At 56.7% G+C, this 15,496-nt stretch carries 13 protein-coding genes and 1 pseudogene; 5 read left to right on the top strand and 9 right to left on the bottom strand.

Annotated features, from left to right (window positions below):
* Nucleotides 1-134: 134 nt before the first annotated feature.
* Nucleotides 135-986: a Vmh family MBL fold metallo-hydrolase gene (locus NR201_RS06580; protein ID WP_256849539.1), complete on the top strand. Its 852-nt coding sequence runs from the start codon at nt 135-137 to the stop codon at nt 984-986.
* Nucleotides 987-1,076: 90 nt separating this feature from the next.
* Here NR201_RS06580 and NR201_RS06585 read toward each other — a convergent pair whose 3' ends face one another.
* From NR201_RS06585 to NR201_RS06595, 3 genes and pseudogenes are all read right to left on the bottom strand, one after another.
* Nucleotides 1,077-1,748, bottom strand: a complete 672-nt coding sequence (locus NR201_RS06585; protein WP_256849540.1) for a hypothetical protein — start codon at nt 1,746-1,748, stop codon at nt 1,077-1,079.
* Nucleotides 1,749-1,962: 214 nt separating this feature from the next.
* Nucleotides 1,963-2,058: pseudogene (locus tag NR201_RS06590) on the bottom strand (transcriptional regulator); the annotation flags it as partial.
* Complete coding sequence (locus NR201_RS06595; RefSeq protein WP_256849541.1) at nt 2,036-2,947, bottom strand: LysR family transcriptional regulator; 912 nt, start codon at nt 2,945-2,947, stop codon at nt 2,036-2,038. The pseudogene NR201_RS06590 and the gene NR201_RS06595, both read right to left, overlap by 23 nt.
* Nucleotides 2,948-3,044: 97 nt before the next feature.
* Between NR201_RS06595 and NR201_RS06600 the strand changes: the two genes are divergently transcribed.
* The gene (locus NR201_RS06600; protein WP_256849542.1) at nt 3,045-4,103 is read left to right on the top strand and encodes an SDR family oxidoreductase; all 1,059 of its coding nucleotides are present in this window, start codon (nt 3,045-3,047) and stop codon (nt 4,101-4,103) included.
* Between the two features lie 58 nt (nt 4,104-4,161).
* On the opposite strand, the gene rluF is transcribed toward NR201_RS06600, so the two are convergent.
* Both rluF and NR201_RS06610 read right to left on the bottom strand, forming a co-directional pair.
* Complete coding sequence (gene rluF, locus NR201_RS06605; protein WP_033768811.1) at nt 4,162-5,040, bottom strand: 23S rRNA pseudouridine(2604) synthase RluF; 879 nt, start codon at nt 5,038-5,040, stop codon at nt 4,162-4,164.
* A gap of 103 nt (nt 5,041-5,143) precedes the next feature.
* Nucleotides 5,144-5,614 carry a GNAT family N-acetyltransferase gene (locus NR201_RS06610; protein WP_256849543.1) on the bottom strand — a complete coding sequence of 157 codons (471 nt, stop codon included), beginning with the start codon at nt 5,612-5,614 and terminating at the stop codon, nt 5,144-5,146.
* A 312-nt stretch (nt 5,615-5,926) separates the two neighbouring features.
* Between NR201_RS06610 and sfnG the strand changes: the two genes are divergently transcribed.
* Entirely contained in the window at nt 5,927-7,012 is a 1,086-nt protein-coding gene (gene sfnG / locus NR201_RS06615; RefSeq protein WP_031594135.1) for a dimethylsulfone monooxygenase SfnG, read from the top strand.
* Between the two features lie 145 nt (nt 7,013-7,157).
* On the opposite strand, the gene NR201_RS06620 is transcribed toward sfnG, so the two are convergent.
* Together NR201_RS06620 and NR201_RS06625 are read right to left on the bottom strand one after the other, a co-directional pair.
* Nucleotides 7,158-9,131, bottom strand: coding sequence for an autotransporter outer membrane beta-barrel domain-containing protein (locus tag NR201_RS06620; protein ID WP_256849544.1), 1,974 nt, complete (start codon nt 9,129-9,131; stop codon nt 7,158-7,160).
* 204 nt (nt 9,132-9,335) lie between these two features.
* Nucleotides 9,336-10,226, bottom strand: coding sequence for a MurR/RpiR family transcriptional regulator (locus NR201_RS06625; protein WP_010670553.1), 891 nt, complete (start codon nt 10,224-10,226; stop codon nt 9,336-9,338).
* Nucleotides 10,227-10,697: 471 nt separating this feature from the next.
* Here NR201_RS06625 and NR201_RS06630 point away from each other — a divergent pair, with 471 nt between their 5' ends.
* Nucleotides 10,698-12,818, top strand: coding sequence for a TonB-dependent siderophore receptor (locus NR201_RS06630; protein WP_167430110.1), 2,121 nt, complete (start codon nt 10,698-10,700; stop codon nt 12,816-12,818).
* A gap of 22 nt (nt 12,819-12,840) precedes the next feature.
* On the top strand, nt 12,841-13,947 hold the full coding sequence (locus NR201_RS06635; protein ID WP_256849661.1) for an ABC transporter substrate-binding protein: 1,107 nt from the start codon (nt 12,841-12,843) through the stop codon (nt 13,945-13,947).
* On the opposite strand, the gene NR201_RS06640 is transcribed toward NR201_RS06635, so the two are convergent.
* Together NR201_RS06640 and NR201_RS06645 are read right to left on the bottom strand one after the other, a co-directional pair.
* A complete protein-coding gene (locus NR201_RS06640; RefSeq protein ID WP_033760766.1) occupies nt 13,936-14,919 on the bottom strand; it encodes an XdhC family protein in 984 nt (327 codons plus the stop codon). The genes NR201_RS06635 and NR201_RS06640 overlap by 12 nt on opposite strands.
* Complete coding sequence (locus tag NR201_RS06645) at nt 14,916-15,482, bottom strand: nucleotidyltransferase family protein (RefSeq protein WP_256849545.1); 567 nt, start codon at nt 15,480-15,482, stop codon at nt 14,916-14,918. The genes NR201_RS06640 and NR201_RS06645 overlap by 4 nt, the downstream gene beginning before the upstream one ends.
* Between the last annotated feature and the right edge of the window lie 14 nt (nt 15,483-15,496).

Here is a 15,496-nt window from a genome sequence, read left to right on the forward strand (position 1 = left end):
TTCGGATTATGAAACTCAGCATCTCTGATTGCGGGAATTCTAACAGATAGCCAGATGCGTAGAATAGCACCACTGATACTGAACATTACCCGTTACGCCTGCCTGAGTCGGGCATTTATCTCTGAGGATCCTCAATGAAAACTATGCTGTTACCTGTGATGCTGGTGCTGGCCTCGGCCTCCGCCAGCGCGGCCACCCTGCAACTGCAAACCTATAATCCGCAGGAAAAGGGCATCTTTGCCGTCTCCTCAACGCTGGTTAGTGGGCCAACCGAAGCGATTCTGTTTGATGCCCAGTTCAGCACCCAGGACGGTGAAAAACTGGCAGAGATGATTAAAAAGAGCGGAAAAACGCTAAAGGAGATTGTGATTACCTCTGGCGATCCCGATTTCTACTTTGGTCTGGAGCCAATTGTTAAAGCCTGGCCGGACGTGAAGGTGGTTGCCGCGCCGGCGGTGGTGAAGCATATCCAGCAGACGCATGACGCCAAGCTGAAATACTGGGGTCCACAGATGAAGCAGGGCGCGCCGGATAAGGTGTTTGTGCCTGAAGTGACCCATCAGACCCGCTTTAGCGTCGACGGCGAGGTGCTGGAGCTGCGTCATCCGGAGCAATACGCCGCTTATATCTGGATCCCGTCTGCGAGCACCATTCTGGGCGGTACCGCCCTCTCCTCGGGCATTCATGTCTGGACAGCTGACACTCAGACCGTTCAGAGCCGCGCTGAATGGCGTCATATCCTGACCGAAATGCAGACGCTGAACGTGAAGAACGTGATTCCGGGTCACTATCTCGGTGCCCGGCCGGCCGGTTCACAGGCGGTGGATTTCACCCTGAATTATCTGAAGAGTTTTGAGGCGGCGCTGGCGCAACATAAAACCTCAGCGCAGGTGATTACCGCCATGAAAGCCGCCTGGCCGAAACTGGCAGAACCGGCTTCACTGGAACTCAGCGCCAAAGTCAATACCGGCGAGATGAAGTGGTAAATCCCGCTGAGAGATCAGCTGACTACCGGGTTTGCAACGTTTAAGCAGACCCGGCTGAACCCATTGACCTGATCTGAAGATGCCCGGGCGCTATCTTTTAGCCAGATAGCGCCTGTCATCGCGCGCCTGCAACCGCGCCTCCGCCGGTGAGGGGAAGATATAGTGAAACAGATCGCGGTAAAAACTCAGGTGCTTCAGTAATCCTTCCTGTATGGATCTACTGATGTCTTTGATCAGAAATTCCTGGGTGGTGCTGAAGTTAGTCACGCTAAAAAAGGTTTTGTCATAGACGTTGACCACACCTTCCCATTTCATCACCTGCTCTTCCGGGGAAGCCCCTTCTGAGGCGACAAATATCCCTTTATGGGATTTCACACCCTGCTTGCTGACATAGGTAGTTAACGCATCATAGCCGCGCTTGTTACGCCAGCGGCAGAATTCGTAGGGCACATCGTAATGGGGCAGCACAAAGTCCGGACTATGAAAATGTTCATCACCATTTAACCCATCCAGCGTGACCGTGAAATGCAGAAAGTCCTGCAGGAAGTCGAACTGGCGGGTTTTAGTCAGTGTGACATTAATGGTGTAGTGACCTGCATGCACATACCAGTAATTGGTAAAGCCGGTGACCAGAATACAGAACGCCTGCCAGTCACTGAGTCTTCGATCCCCCGCCAGCCCCCTGAAACGACTGATCATCATCCGTGATTTGGGATGCTGATACGCTTTCAGCAGCGGATCGTTCATACCTTTCAGTAACATCAGGCACACTCCTTGATAGATTGCGCTTATCCTGCCACGCCCTGATCAGGGTGAAAAGTGTCGTTGGTCTGAATGTGACCCCCATTAAAATCTGGCCGGAGGCATGAAACGGACTATCGGATTGGGGAGAGGGGTTAGCGTTTTAAATTCGTCAGAGAGGGGAAAGCGGAGGCATCGATAATGAAACAGGATGCCAGCCTTACGGGCTGCCCTGTCAGAGCTTCGCGAGCGTCTTCAGCGTTTCTGGGTTCTGCTGCACCATGCGGATCAGTAAAACTGCCTGGGCGTTAGGTCTCGCCCTGCCCTGTTCCCTGCAGCCGCACCAGCTCCTGAGTTAACAACGTGACCAGCTTCCGCACTTTATTCGGGATAAAGCGGGCATCGGGGAAAACTGCATAAAGATAGCGGTCGGGAAGCCGCCAGTCCGGTAAAACCCGCACCAGTCGGCCGGATGCCAGCGCGTCTGCGCCGATAAGTGTTTGTAACCCACCGATCCCCAGCCCCGCTTCAAGGGCCTGCATCATTGCATCACTGTTGTTAGAACGAAATGCACTTTCCACCGGCACAGACACCCTCGTGGTCGCGGACACCAGCTGCAGCGGCGCATCGGGCGATACGCCGCTAAAACGTATGTGGGGATGGTGCTGCAGGTCACTGGGAGTTTGCGGCGTGCCGTTTCGCGCTATCCACTCAGGGGAAGCCACCAGCACGGTTTCAACCGTGGTGAGTGAACGGGCAGCCAGTGTGGCGGGCGGCGATTCGCTGAGGCGGATTGCCACATCAACGCCTTCACCAATGAGATCCGACAGGCGATCCTCCAGCGCAATATTCAGACGCAGTGCGGGATGCGCCTGCTGGAATGCAATCAGATACGGCATAAGCCGCTGCCCGATGCCGCTCGGTAGTTGCATATAGAGTTTGCCGTGAAGAGGCTGCGACTCAGGCCGTAGTTGCTGCTCCAGCTCTTCCATCGCGCTGAGCAGCTGCCTGACCTGCTGCAGATAATGCTGACCCTGCTCCGTCAGCGCCATTTTGCGGGTGGTGCGGTGCAGCAACACAACCCCCAGCGCCTCTTCAAGCGCGGCAATCTGCTGGCTTACCGCCGACTGCTTCATGCCGTTTTGCCGGGCCGCCGCCGAAAAAGATCCCGCTTCCGCCACCCGGATGAAGGTCTGAATCGCATTCAGTTTGTTCTGCATTTATTGATTTTCCTGATAAGTGACATCCGGTTCAGGGGATTTAATCAGAAATAAACGCAGGTGAGAATGCAGCTTCTCTCTTAACAGGGCAATGATCATGAAAACGACGCAGGATAAGAAGGTTGCGCTGGTGGCGGGTGCCAGCGGGATTGTCGGTCAGCAACTGAGTCAGGCGCTGGTAGCAGACCACTGGCAGGTCAAAGCACTGACGCATCGGTCAGACTCTGCAGTCAGCGGCACAGAGGTGATTGCGGTTGATCTGCGCGATAGCCAGCAGTGCCAGCAACGGCTGGCATCACTCACCGACGTCAAGCATATCTTTTACAGCGCCTGGCTGAACGCTTCTGACTGGGGAACGATGGTCGGGCCAAATCTTGCCATGCTGCAAAATCTGGTTCAGACCATGGAGGATGTCGCCCCACTTGAGCATGTCAGCCTGATGCAGGGATACAAGGTGTATGGTGCCCATCTCGGACGCTTTAAAACGCCGGCGCGGGAAAGCGATCCTGGTGTACCGGGTGCTGAGTTTAACGCCGCGCAGCTGAACTGGCTGACCGCACAACAGCAAGGTAAAGCCTGGCACTGGAGTGCGCTGCGGCCCGGTGTGGTCGGCAGTGACAGGCCGGGCAACAGCATGAACCTGGCGCTGAGCCTGGCGCTGTACGCTTCAATCTGTCGCGCGGCGCGGCTGCCCTTACGCTTTCCCGGTTCGCCGGAAACCTGGCACAGTATGGTCGATTTTACCGATGCCACTCTGCTGGCCGACGCGACGATCTGGGCCGCGCGTACTCCAGACGCACGCAATCAGGCCTTTAATATCAATAATGGCGATCTCTGGCGCTGGAGTGAGCTATGGCCGGTCATTGCAGCGTGGTTTGAACTGGAGATCGCGCCGCCGGTTTCGCTGTCGTTCCGGCAACTATTTCAGGATTATCGTGCGCTGTGGCGGGAAATCGCCGCTGCCGACGCGCTGCTCCAGCCCGATATTCTGGCGCTCAGTGATGGTGTCTTCGCTGATTTTGTTTTTGGCTGGGATTACGACATGTTTGGCGACGGCAGCAAGCTGCGGCGGGCGGGATTCCACGGTTATCGCGCAACGGATAAGATGTTCTGCGATCTGTTTGCCCGCTTCCGGGCGGCCCGGATCATTCCGTGATGATCCGCTGATTACCGATGCAGAGAGCAGGAAAGCCGCTCTCTGCATCGGGCCAGCATTAGCGCCCTTTCTTCTTACGTCCCGGCTGGACAAAGCGCTTGCGTGAGGCACCGTTAGCATCCGCTTTTTCAGCGGGTTTCGCCGCACTCTTCTGCGGTTTTTTAGCGGCGGCCGGTTTCGCCGGAGCTTTAGCTTTCTTCGCTGGTTTATCTTCTGAAGAGGAGTTCTCCAGCAGTTTAAACAGCTCAACGAGTTCGTCGTCAGTGAGATCGCGCCACTCCCCCAGCGGCAATCCCTTGAGATTGACGTTCATGATGCGGGTGCGCTCAAGCTTCGTCACTTCAAAGCCAAAATGCTTACACATACGGCGGATCTGGCGATTCAGCCCCTGGACCAGCGTGATGCGGAAGACAAACGGCGCTTCTTTCTTCACTTTGCACTTTTTGGTCACAGTGCCCAGCATCGGCACACCTGCGCTCATTCCGGCAATAAACTCATCGGTGATCGGCTTGTCGACCGTAACGACATACTCTTTTTCGTGGTTGTTACCGGCCCGCAGGATCTTGTTGACCAGATCACCGTGGTTGGTAAGGAAAATCAGGCCCTGAGAATCTTTGTCGAGTCGGCCAATCGGGAAGACGCGCTTGCTGTGATTGACGAAATCGCTGATGTTATCGCGCTCGCCCTCTTCCATGGTGGTGATAATCCCCACCGGCTTATTCAGGGCAATCAGCACCAGATCGTCTTCATCGCGCGGCTCGATAAGCTGACCATTGACCTTCACCACATCGCCTGCAAATACCTGCGCGCCTACAGTGGCGCGTTTGCCGTTAATGAAAACGTTGCCCTGCTCGATGTAACGATCGGCGTCACGACGGGAGCAGATGCCGCTCTCGCTGATGTATTTATTAAGACGAGTTGATGAGTCAGTCAGCATGATTCCTCCAAAAAACGCGGACTATACCTTACCAGCGGGGGCTTGCGAAGTCTTTGCACCGGAAACTTTTGCCCTGCTTCGCCAGCCTGACTGCAGCGGGCATTCACAGATCAATCGCCATCTCAGTACAGCGCAAATCGCTGCCCGCCAGCTTTGACGGATAGAAACTTTCGCCCAGCGGCCGGAAGCCATGCTGCTGGTAAAAGCCCACGGCGTTCGGCGTCGACGCGAGCGTCAACCGGTGGTAGCCACGCTGCAGCGCCTCCGCTTTGATGGTGTCGATGATCAGCCCAGCCATTCCCTGTCCGGTAAATCCGGGCAGGGTAAAAATGGCTTCCACGCTGGCGGCGGCAAGGTCCAGCGATCCCATAGCAACCGGCACGCCGTCCGGGCCATCAATCACGAAGAAGGGATTCATGCGGATCATTGCAGGAAAGCTGGCGGGCATGCGGTCCGGCGTCCGGGCGGCGAGCACGTCGGGTGGATAAGCATGCTGGCAGCCATGACGGATGGCCAGATTTCTGATGTTCCATAAATGGTGCGCCTCTTCGGGCGATGCCTGTCTGACAATCATAGTGCCCTCCGGCTCTGCAACAGAACCGCTACGTTATCACATCGCTTTGCGGCTATCTGCGAATACCGCCGGGTTCAGATGTCCCTGGCCTCGCCGCAGTTACGCGCCGTGATGAAGCGCTGCTGCATTAGCAACCGGGCTGTTTCTGTGTTGCTGCATTTGCAACAGCTCGCTTATGCAAAACTGGATTTTAATCCTTTAACTTCAATTATTTAATCTCTGGCATGGTTACTGCTTGGTCTTTTCTTTTATATCTGAAAGTTTGGAAGATTTAACTTTTCCATTAATCCAGCTATATGCCAGGAGAAAACCATGTCACTGAACCAACCTTTACAGTTCGCCTACTGGGTGCCGAATGTCTCGGGCGGACTGGTGATCAGTCAGATAGAGCAGCGTACCCGCTGGGATGCCGAATACAACCGCAAACTGGCGCAGATCGCTGAACAGGCGGGTTTTGATTACGCGCTGACGCAGATTCGCTTTACTGCAGGATATGGCGCAGATAATCAGCATGAATCGGTCACATTCTCGCAGGATTTACTTAGTCACACCTCGAAATTAAAAGTGATTGCCGCTCTGCTTCCCGGCCCGTGGAATCCGGTATTGGCGGCAAAGCAGATTGCCACTATCAGCCATCTTTATGGTCCACGCATCGCCGTTAATATTGTCAGCGGCTGGTTCCGGGGCGAGTTCAAGGCAATTGGTGAACCCTGGCTCGATCATGAAGAGCGCTATCTGCGTTCAGAAGAGTTTATTCGCTGCCTGCGCGGCATCTGGCGTGAAGAGAGTTTTAGCTTTGCCGGCGATTTTTATCGCTTCCGCGATTACGTGATGAAACCCAAGCCGTTGTCACCGCTCCCGGAAATTTTCCAGGGTGGCAGTTCACGCGCGGCGCGCGACATGGCCGCCAGGGTGTCAGACTGGTATTTTACCAACGGTAATACCCCGGACGGTGTCCGTCTGCAGGTCGCGGATATCCGTGAAAAAGCCGGACGTAATCAGCATCAGGTCAGAATCGGGCTGAACGGTTTTGTGATTGCCCGCGAGAGCGAACAGCAGGCGCAGGCGGTGCTTCATGAGATCATCAGCAAAGCCAACCCGGATGCGGTAAAAGGCTTTCAGCATGAGGTCAAAAATGCTGGCAGTGCCTCACCCGAAGGAGAGGGGAACTGGGCGAAATCGTCGTTTGAGGATCTGGTGCAGTACAACGACGGCTTTAAAACCAATCTGATTGGCACACCGCAGCAGATTGCTGAACGCATTATCGAACTGAAGCAGGCCGGTGTGGATCTGCTGCTGCTGGCATTTCTGCACTTTCATGAAGAGGTCGAATTCTTTGGCCGCGAAGTGATACCGCGGGTCCGCGAACTGGAGGCGCAGGCTTTGATCGAAGCGTGAAAAAGGTACGCCACAGAAGAGAGTTATACCCGACTGCATCCGGGGTGTGATGAACGCTCAGATCTGCTGCAACGTCGCCCGCCGCTATCATTATGAGAGCGACGGACAACGTCTGCAGGGCTTTTCACTCCGCAAAGCAGATCCGTTAAAAGCGGGCGTTAAGCCCGACGTTCCATGTCACCTGATGCATGTCGCTGTTGCCTGTGACCGCCGAGACGCCCGCAAAGGCATTCACCGAGGTGCCAAGCGGCACGCTCGCACCCACCGCCATATCGATCCAGTTATCATCACTGGAATCGCTGCTACGGGTAAAGGCGGTGCGGGTCGATTTCAGTCCGGCGGTCACCGCCGAATCGCTGTCACCAAACTGGTGATTGTAGCTGACCTGCGCCCAGGGATTGATCAGCAAATCTTTGCTGTCGATACGCCAGCCCACTGCGCCGATTTGAGAGTGCAGCGTCTGGTCGCCAAAGCGCATTGAGGTGCTGCTGTTGCCTTCCTCTTTATAGCCATCGACCTGGGTGTAGTCGAGCGCATAGCTGGCCACTGGGCCAGTAGAAACATAGCTACCCAGCGGCAAATCCCAGCCGGTCTGCAGCCGCATTCCCAGCACCTTACCATTGCTGTTGCCCTTTTCCGTGCGGGTCGCCGGTCCCAGCCTGATCTGACGCTCAATATCATCAAAGTCGAGATCCGCATAATGGGCGTCCGCATTAATCCATCCCCGATCGAGATAATTCAACTGACTCCAGAGCGCCACCAGATTGCCGCGTAAACGGTAATCAAAGCGCGACGAGGGATCCTGACGTTGCGAGGTCGTAGAGAGCATGGCACCGGCCTGCCAGTGATCGGTCAGCTGATAGCCCACACCCACGGTACCACTGGCGCTGGTCGCATCGCCATCCTGCAGGCTGTCGCCGCGGAAATCACGCTGCTGCCCGGCATAACCGCCGAAAACCGTAAATTCCCCGGCGTTAGCGGACTGCTGACGCTGCTGCTGCAGATGTCCATCCAGCGTATTATGCGCATCGCCCACCAGCATCGACGGCGCCCGACTCAGCGCAGCTACCTGCAGCGGCGCATTCAGCACCGACTGAATGTAATCGGCGATCAGCGCATGGACCGCCGGGCTGGGATGCAGTCTGTCTGCAAACAGATACTGCTGTGACTGCGAAAATCCTGTCGTCGAGGAGGTGCAGTCCATCGCCGAGACACCTGGCGGACAGGCCATTCCGGCCGTATTCGTGAGTCCATACAGGCCCGGATTATCGATCACCTCATTAAACAGGCCATTGATATCCACTCGCGCGATGTTCCCGCGTGCGGTCACCAGCCCCTGCTCTTCAGCCTGGTTGTAACGGTCGGTGAGTGTCGCCGCCTCCTGACTCAGTAACTGCCAGGCGGCAATCAGCTGCTGTGCAATGGCATCCCGGATCAGCGGAATTGAAGAGATTTGTCCGGCCGCCTCGCCAAGCGCGGTTTCAATCGCCTGCTCTCTTGCGGCACGGTCAGGCGTAGTGGTGGTGCTCAGCGACTGAAACAGCGCCGCCGTGGCAGGTTGTGCCGCTGGACCAGGCACCTGCAGAATCGCCTGCAGCAGGGCGGGCGTTGCCCCTACATTAGGTACCGTCGGAACAATCACCGTTCCGGCTCCGGCATCCAGCAACCGGCTGACCTGTGAGGCCGCTGCACTGGCGCTGTTATCCACTATCTGCCGGGCAGCGAGAGGGGCAAGAGCCGCCGCCGCTAAATCATTGCCGCCAATCCAGTGAATATAGAGACCGTCCGAATCAGCTCGTCCGCCTCGCGCCGCAAGGTAGTTATCAAGCTGATCCTGAGTGTTAAACAGGGGATTAATTGCAGGTACCGCAACTGCGCCACCTTCGGCATAGTTGCTTCCGCCCTGCGATGAAGGGCGCAGGTTATCACCCAGCGACTGCGCTACGATCTCGTCATAGAGCGGATGGGTCGCGCCATCATAGGTAAAGCGCCCGACGTTCCCGCCATCACTCAGGCTATCGCCAAAGACGGTGAGGTCGCTCCAGGCCATCGCAGGCAGCGGCGACAGCAGGCTCAGGGTGGCACAGCAGAAAAGGTATTGCGCGTGAAGGGGTTTCATCAGCAGCTCCGCACAAATCAAATGAAAGTCAGTATGAGTAAGAACCGCACCGGCTGGCGCAGCAAGCTGTAAGCGTAGACGGCTGAGGAAAGGGGTGGCAGAAAATACGGGATCGCGCTCGCAAAGCGGAGAAATTTGACTTAAAGATCAGCCGTGCTGGTTCAGGTGAAATACCGGGAACCCACCACGGCGTCGTTACACGGGCTACTTTTTGCTGGCGGGCTTCAGCCCGCGATTAAGATCCTGTAACCGTTTCATCGTCTTAACGGTACGCTGTGGCAGCGTTGAGGCAACCGACAGGATCAGCATCTCCAGACAGACCATAATCGTGCCGTGCAGGGGAATGCGTCCCTTCTCGCCGCCGCGCGGCACATTGATTACGACATCCGCCTCGCGGGCGAAAAAGGAGTCGGTGGCGTTGGTCAGCAGAATAATCGGAATATCCAGCCGCTTCGCTTCACGTACCACGGTTGTCCCTTCCCGGTGCGCCGACTGTTGCGCCATCATGATCAGCACGTCGCCACGCTGTAGCGCCAGCATCTGCTCTGCCAGCGCAATTCCTGCACGGTTAAGGGAAAAGGCGGGCAGACCGATACGGTTGAGCAGCCGCACGCTGTAGTCCGCCAGAATACCTGAGGCGTTGATGCCAAAAATAGCGACCTGCCGCGCTTCGCCCAGCAGCGCCACGCTATCCGCTACCGCCACCCGATTCTGCGGCTGCGACAGCACCTCACAGGCGTGACGGTGGCCCTCCAGCACAAAGTCGATGGCGCTGTTCACATCACTGGTCACCTCACTGACGGTGGTAATCATCTTATCTTCAGAGGTCAGCGAAGGACCAAACCAGGCCTTTAATGTCTGTTTGAGGTCGCGCAGCCCGCTAAAGCCCAGCGCCTGAATCGCGCGGATTACAGTGGCATCAGAGGTGTGATTCGCCACAGCGATCTCCATCGCGGTGCTCTCCAGCACCGTTTCCCGCTGTTGATCGATATAGCGCGCCACCGCCAGCAGGCGGGGTGAAAGCTGCTTTTCACGGGCGCGAAGACGTTCTGCCACCACATCCACTCTGTTTTTAACGGGCCTGCTCTGTTTCATGCTGCACCTGCAACTAGGGTTAAATGTGTGAAAGACTCATTGCTAGTCTGGCTAAATGGAGAGTTTAAGGGCCAGGAGATGTAGTAAAAACGTCATGCTGTTTTATATTTCACCTGAAGAAGATGTGGATTTAACCAAAAACCTCACCTCCCCATGAAAATATATTCATTATTTTCAATTAAATAAAACTGCCAGCCAACATTTTTGCAGCGATAAACGACACGGAAAAAATGTAGTCAATTCTATTCAAATTATGTTTACTACTACAATATCGGATGTTTGAATGATTCTCAATTACAGATGAGAAGTATTGTCGTCCGGGAGACGAAATGATGTCTGACCCCTGATGCGATTCTCCTCTGCTTAAAGCGCTGCATATTGCAGACCACCTCCAGGGAAGCCCTGAGTGACAGACCGTCATGCAGGGCGTATTTGCTTCAGAAACTGCCAGTTACAGACACCAAAAGAAAAATGATAAACAAAGACTCACGATATCCGGCCCGGCACCCCGCTCTGGTCGTGGCGATCTGCAGCAGCATTATGCTGCCACAGGTCAATGCAGCAACCGACAGCGCCCCGGATATGACCGTGACCGCGGATGCCAGTTCAGAGGGAAATTACAGCGCCACTCAGAGTAGCGTCGCCAGTAAAATGCCGACCGCGCGGATCGATGAGGCGCAGTCGGTCAGCGTGGTCACGCAGCAGCAACTGGACGATTACCAGGCAAGCTCACTGGCGGATGCGATGCGCTTCGTCAGCGGTGTGACCGAAGCGAACACGCTGGCTGGCACCGAAGATGGCTTTGTACGACGCGGATTTGGCAGCAACGCCGATGGCTCCATCTACCGGGATGGCATCCGCAGCAGTCAGGGATTGAATTTCGATGCCACGACCGAGCGGGTTGAGGTGCTGAAAGGCTCCTCCTCGCTGCTGTATGGCATTCAGAATCCGGGCGGCATTATCAATGTAGTCAGCAAAAAGCCGCAATACAGCTGGCACTCCAGCGTCAGCGGACGTTACGCCAGTGAAGGTGGCGGTGCGGGCACCCTGGATGTCACCGGTCCGCTGGGCAACGGCTTCGCCTTCCGCCTGATCGCCGAAAAGCAAAATCAGGATTACTGGCGCAACTTTGGCAGTGAAGAGCACACACTGCTGGCACCCTCTCTGCAATGGTATGGCGAGCAGGCAAGTTTTCTGATCAGCTATGCCGATTACCGCTATGACATTCCCTACGATCGCGGCACGGCCTTCATTGACGGCAAGCCAATCGACATCGGTTATAAAGATCGGCTGGATGACAAAGCCAATCACGCCTGGGGCCATAACAAAACCCTGAATGCCCACTATGACTGGCAGTTTAATGATGAGTGGCGCACCCGGTTAACCCTGGGCTGGAACCAGCGGCGCTATGACAACAATGAAGTGCGCGTGACGGCGGTGAACGCCAGCAGCGGCGTGGTCACACGTCGCGCCGATGCCAATCGCGGGTTTAACCACAAAACCAAATATCTGAGCTGGGATCTGCTGGGTAATCCCGAAATTCTGGGTATGCAGCACGCGCTGGTGGTGGGCACCGACTATGAGATGAACCAGACTTATCGCGCCCATCAGTATCAGGGCAAGGTCAACCGCCAGTTCAACTATTACACGCCTGAATATGACCTGCTGTCACCGGTCACGGACGCCAGCACGGAAAATAGCGCAGCAGCCAATAACCTGAACCGCATTCATAGCCGATCGCTCTACGCCAAAGACAGTATTTCTGTGTCACCCGACTGGATTGTGGTGCTGGGCGGTCGTTATCAGCATTATGAACAGCGCGCCTCGCGCGGCTTTAATCCGCAGGTGGAAACCCTGAATGATGAGGGTAATAAGTTTCTGCCGCAGGCGGGGGTGATCTACAAATTCACACCTGATCTCTCTTTCTACACCAGCGTCAGTAAGTCGTTCACCCCGTCAACCGACGTGGATGATGATGGCAATGTCGGCAAACCGGAACAGGGCACCAGCTGGGAAGTTGGCAGTAAATGGCAACTCTCGCCGAAACTGTTCGCCACCGTCGCGCTCTATCGGATAGACGAAAAAGCGATGTCGCTGAATATTAATGGCAGCACGCGGGCCATTGATAAAGCCCGATCGACCGGCGCTGAGTTTGAGCTGAACGGCGAAATTTCACCCGGCTGGGATTTGAGTGCGAACTACAGCTATGATCAGGCAGAGATCGTAAATGACCGGGTTAATCCGGATAACAATGGTAATCGTCTGCAGAATGCGCCGCGTCATGCCGGTGCGCTCTATCTCAGCCATGAGATGCAGATCAGCAGCCTGCCCGGCTCGTTCCGGCTCGGCGGAGGCGCACGCTATGTCGGCAGCCGTGCGGGCGATCCCGATAACAGTTTCACCCTGCCCGACTATGTGGTGGCAGACAGTTTTGTGGCATGGAACAACCGCCTGTTCGGTGAAAAAACGCAGCTGCGTCTGAACATCAATAACCTGTTTAACCAGCACTATTACAGTTCAAGCGGCGGCAACCTGCGCGTCCGTGAAGGTGAAACCCGCAACCTGATGGTACAGGCCCGTGTTGAATTTTAAATCGCTGCGCTGTGCGTTATTAATGCTGAGCGTGATACTGGTCAGCGCTGGCGCACACGCCCGCACGCTGACCGACATCACCGGCCGTAAGGTAGAGATACCCGACCATCCGCAGCGTATTGTGCTGGGTGAAAGCCGGATGCTCTACAGCGTCGCGCTGCTGACACCCGGCAATCCGCTGCAGCATATCGCTGGCTGGCCACAGGATCTGAAAAAGTATGATCCCCAGACCTGGCAGATTTTTGCCAGTAAGTTTCCGCAGATGGAGGACATTCCGGTACTGGGTCTGGATGGCGTCAATGACATGAATCCCGAACAGGTGATCGCACTGAAACCGGACCTGGTGATCCTGCCGCAGCTGGCGCGCGGCAGTGAAAGCGGAGCAGTGCTGGAGAAGATGCTCAGCGCGGCGCATATCCCGGTGGTGAAGATCGATCTGCGGGTTGAGCTGCTGAAAAATACCGAGCGCAGCATGACCCTGCTGGGCGAGGTGCTGAATCAGCCCCAGCGGGCTGCTGACTTCAATCGCTTTTACCGCAGCCACATGCAGCGCATTGAGAGCCGACTGGCGGGCTATCACGGTGCTAAACCTAAAGTTCTTTTGCAGCTGCATCTCGGGCGGCGCAGTGAATGCTGCGTGACGTCGGTGAATGGCAACCTGGGTGAGCTGCTGCGCTTTGCCGGGGGCGACAACATTGCCAGTCAGCAGATCAAAGGCGTGTTCGGACGGCTGAGTGAGGAGAGTGTGATTGCGGCACAGCCCGACTTTTACTTCGCCACCGGCACCGGCAGCGCCGATGAAGCGGGAGCCTTAAAACTCGGCCCCGCCGTCACAACAGCGCAGACCCGGCAGAGCCTGCTGGCGCTGACCGGTCAGCAGAATGCGCTGAAGCAGCTGACGGCATTGCGGGACGGTCATGCCGGGGCAATCTGGCACAACTTTTACCTCAGTCCGTGGCACGTGGTAGCGACAGAATTCTTCGCCACCACGCTCTATCCGCAACTGTTCCGCGATGTCGATCCTGAACAGACATTGCGGCAGCTGTTCCATGATTTCCTGCCGATCCCCTATTCGGGCAGCTACCTCTACCGGCTCGCACCGGAGGCGACGCCGGACTCAGGCGGCTGACAGCCCGCGATTTTTCACCCGGACGATATCGGCCATCACCGACAGCGCAATCTCCGCCGGGGTTTTGCTGCCGATAGGCAGGCCGATGGGCGCATGGATGCGGTCCAGTTCGGCACGATCCATGCCGGCGATCTGTTGTAGTCGCGCCCGTCGTTTCTCGCTATTTTTCGCCGAGCCCATGATGCCGATATAGAACGCGGGTGTCGCGATCGCCTCCATCATCGTCAGGTCATCAATGCGGGGATCGTGGGTCAGTGCCACAATCGCCACCGCTGCATGCGCGCCGTTCAGCTCCAGCCAGCGCGCCGGATGCTGTGACACCAGCGTCACGTTGTCCGCAGCGCTGAAGTGGCTCTCCAGCTCCGTCAGCATCTCCGGTCGGTGCTCACAGACCCGCACGTGAAATCCCAGCATCTGCCCGAGCCGGATGCACTCATATGCCACAGTCGAGTAGCCCGCGATCAGCAGTTCCGGTATCGCACCAACCGGCAGTAACATCTGCTGTTCACTGGCATCCAGCGCAGGCAACACCCTGTCCGGGGCGAGCACTTCCCACTGCGCACGTTCGCCGGGTCGTATCATTTTCACCATCGGCTGCTGTCCGCTCAGCGCGCGCTGCATGGCCGTCAGCAGCGCCAGCGTGGCATCATCGGGCGGCAGAAACTCAATGACGATCTCCAGGCTGCCGCCGCACGGCAGGCTGACGTCAGGACGCATTCCGCCTTCACCGTACCGCACCCGCTGACTGCTGGCGCGATAGGCTCCTGCCGCCAGTTGCGCCAGAAAGTCCTCTTCAATGCAGCCGCCCGACAGCGATCCGCAGTAAGCACCCGTTTCGTTGACCGTCATCAGGGTGCCAGGCGCGCGCGGCGAAGATCCATAGGTGCGCAGCACCGTGCAGAGCCAGACCTGCTGACCCGCCTGGCAGCTGCTCAGTGCCGCATTAATCACACGTTGATCCAGCGTAATCATGAAAATTCCTTTATTAACTGCAGATCAGCAGGGAGATCGATATCACACAAACAGCCGCGATCCTGAAGCGGCAGCCGGACGGCGAGTGACTTCACCGCCGCCTGCGGCCCGGCATCGCCCTGTAGCGTGCTCAGCATCGGATAGCAGGGGTGCTGAAAGCCAACCGGATGGCCCGGCCTGCCGTCAATCCACGGCCTGACGATCGGCGTGTCCGCCAGCGCAGCGCTGACGGCTCGGTAACTTTCAGGCGTGACAAACGGCATATCGCCCAGCGCAATCAGCCAGCCGTCATAGTCACGGCTGGCTTTGACTCCTGCGGCGATCGATTCGCCCAGCCCGCCGCTGTCACACAGCACCAGGGTAGCCTGCGAGCAGAGCGCCTTAAGCGCAGAGGCGTCCGGGCGCGTGACCACAAACAGGTCAAGACCACTGGCAGCGGCCTGCTCCAGCGTGCGTTGCAGCACCGGTTTGCCATCCAGATCGGCCAGCAGCTTATGCTCACCCGCCTGCTGGCGAAAACGGCGACTCAGCCCGGCAGCCAGCACAATCAACGCTATCTTCACTCTTTCTCTCCGCT

Origin of the sequence: Pantoea sp. Fr-CA_6, assembly GCF_024520895.1 — a bacterium.
In the GTDB taxonomy this organism is placed as follows: Bacteria; Pseudomonadota; Gammaproteobacteria; order Enterobacterales; family Enterobacteriaceae; genus Pantoea; species Pantoea agglomerans.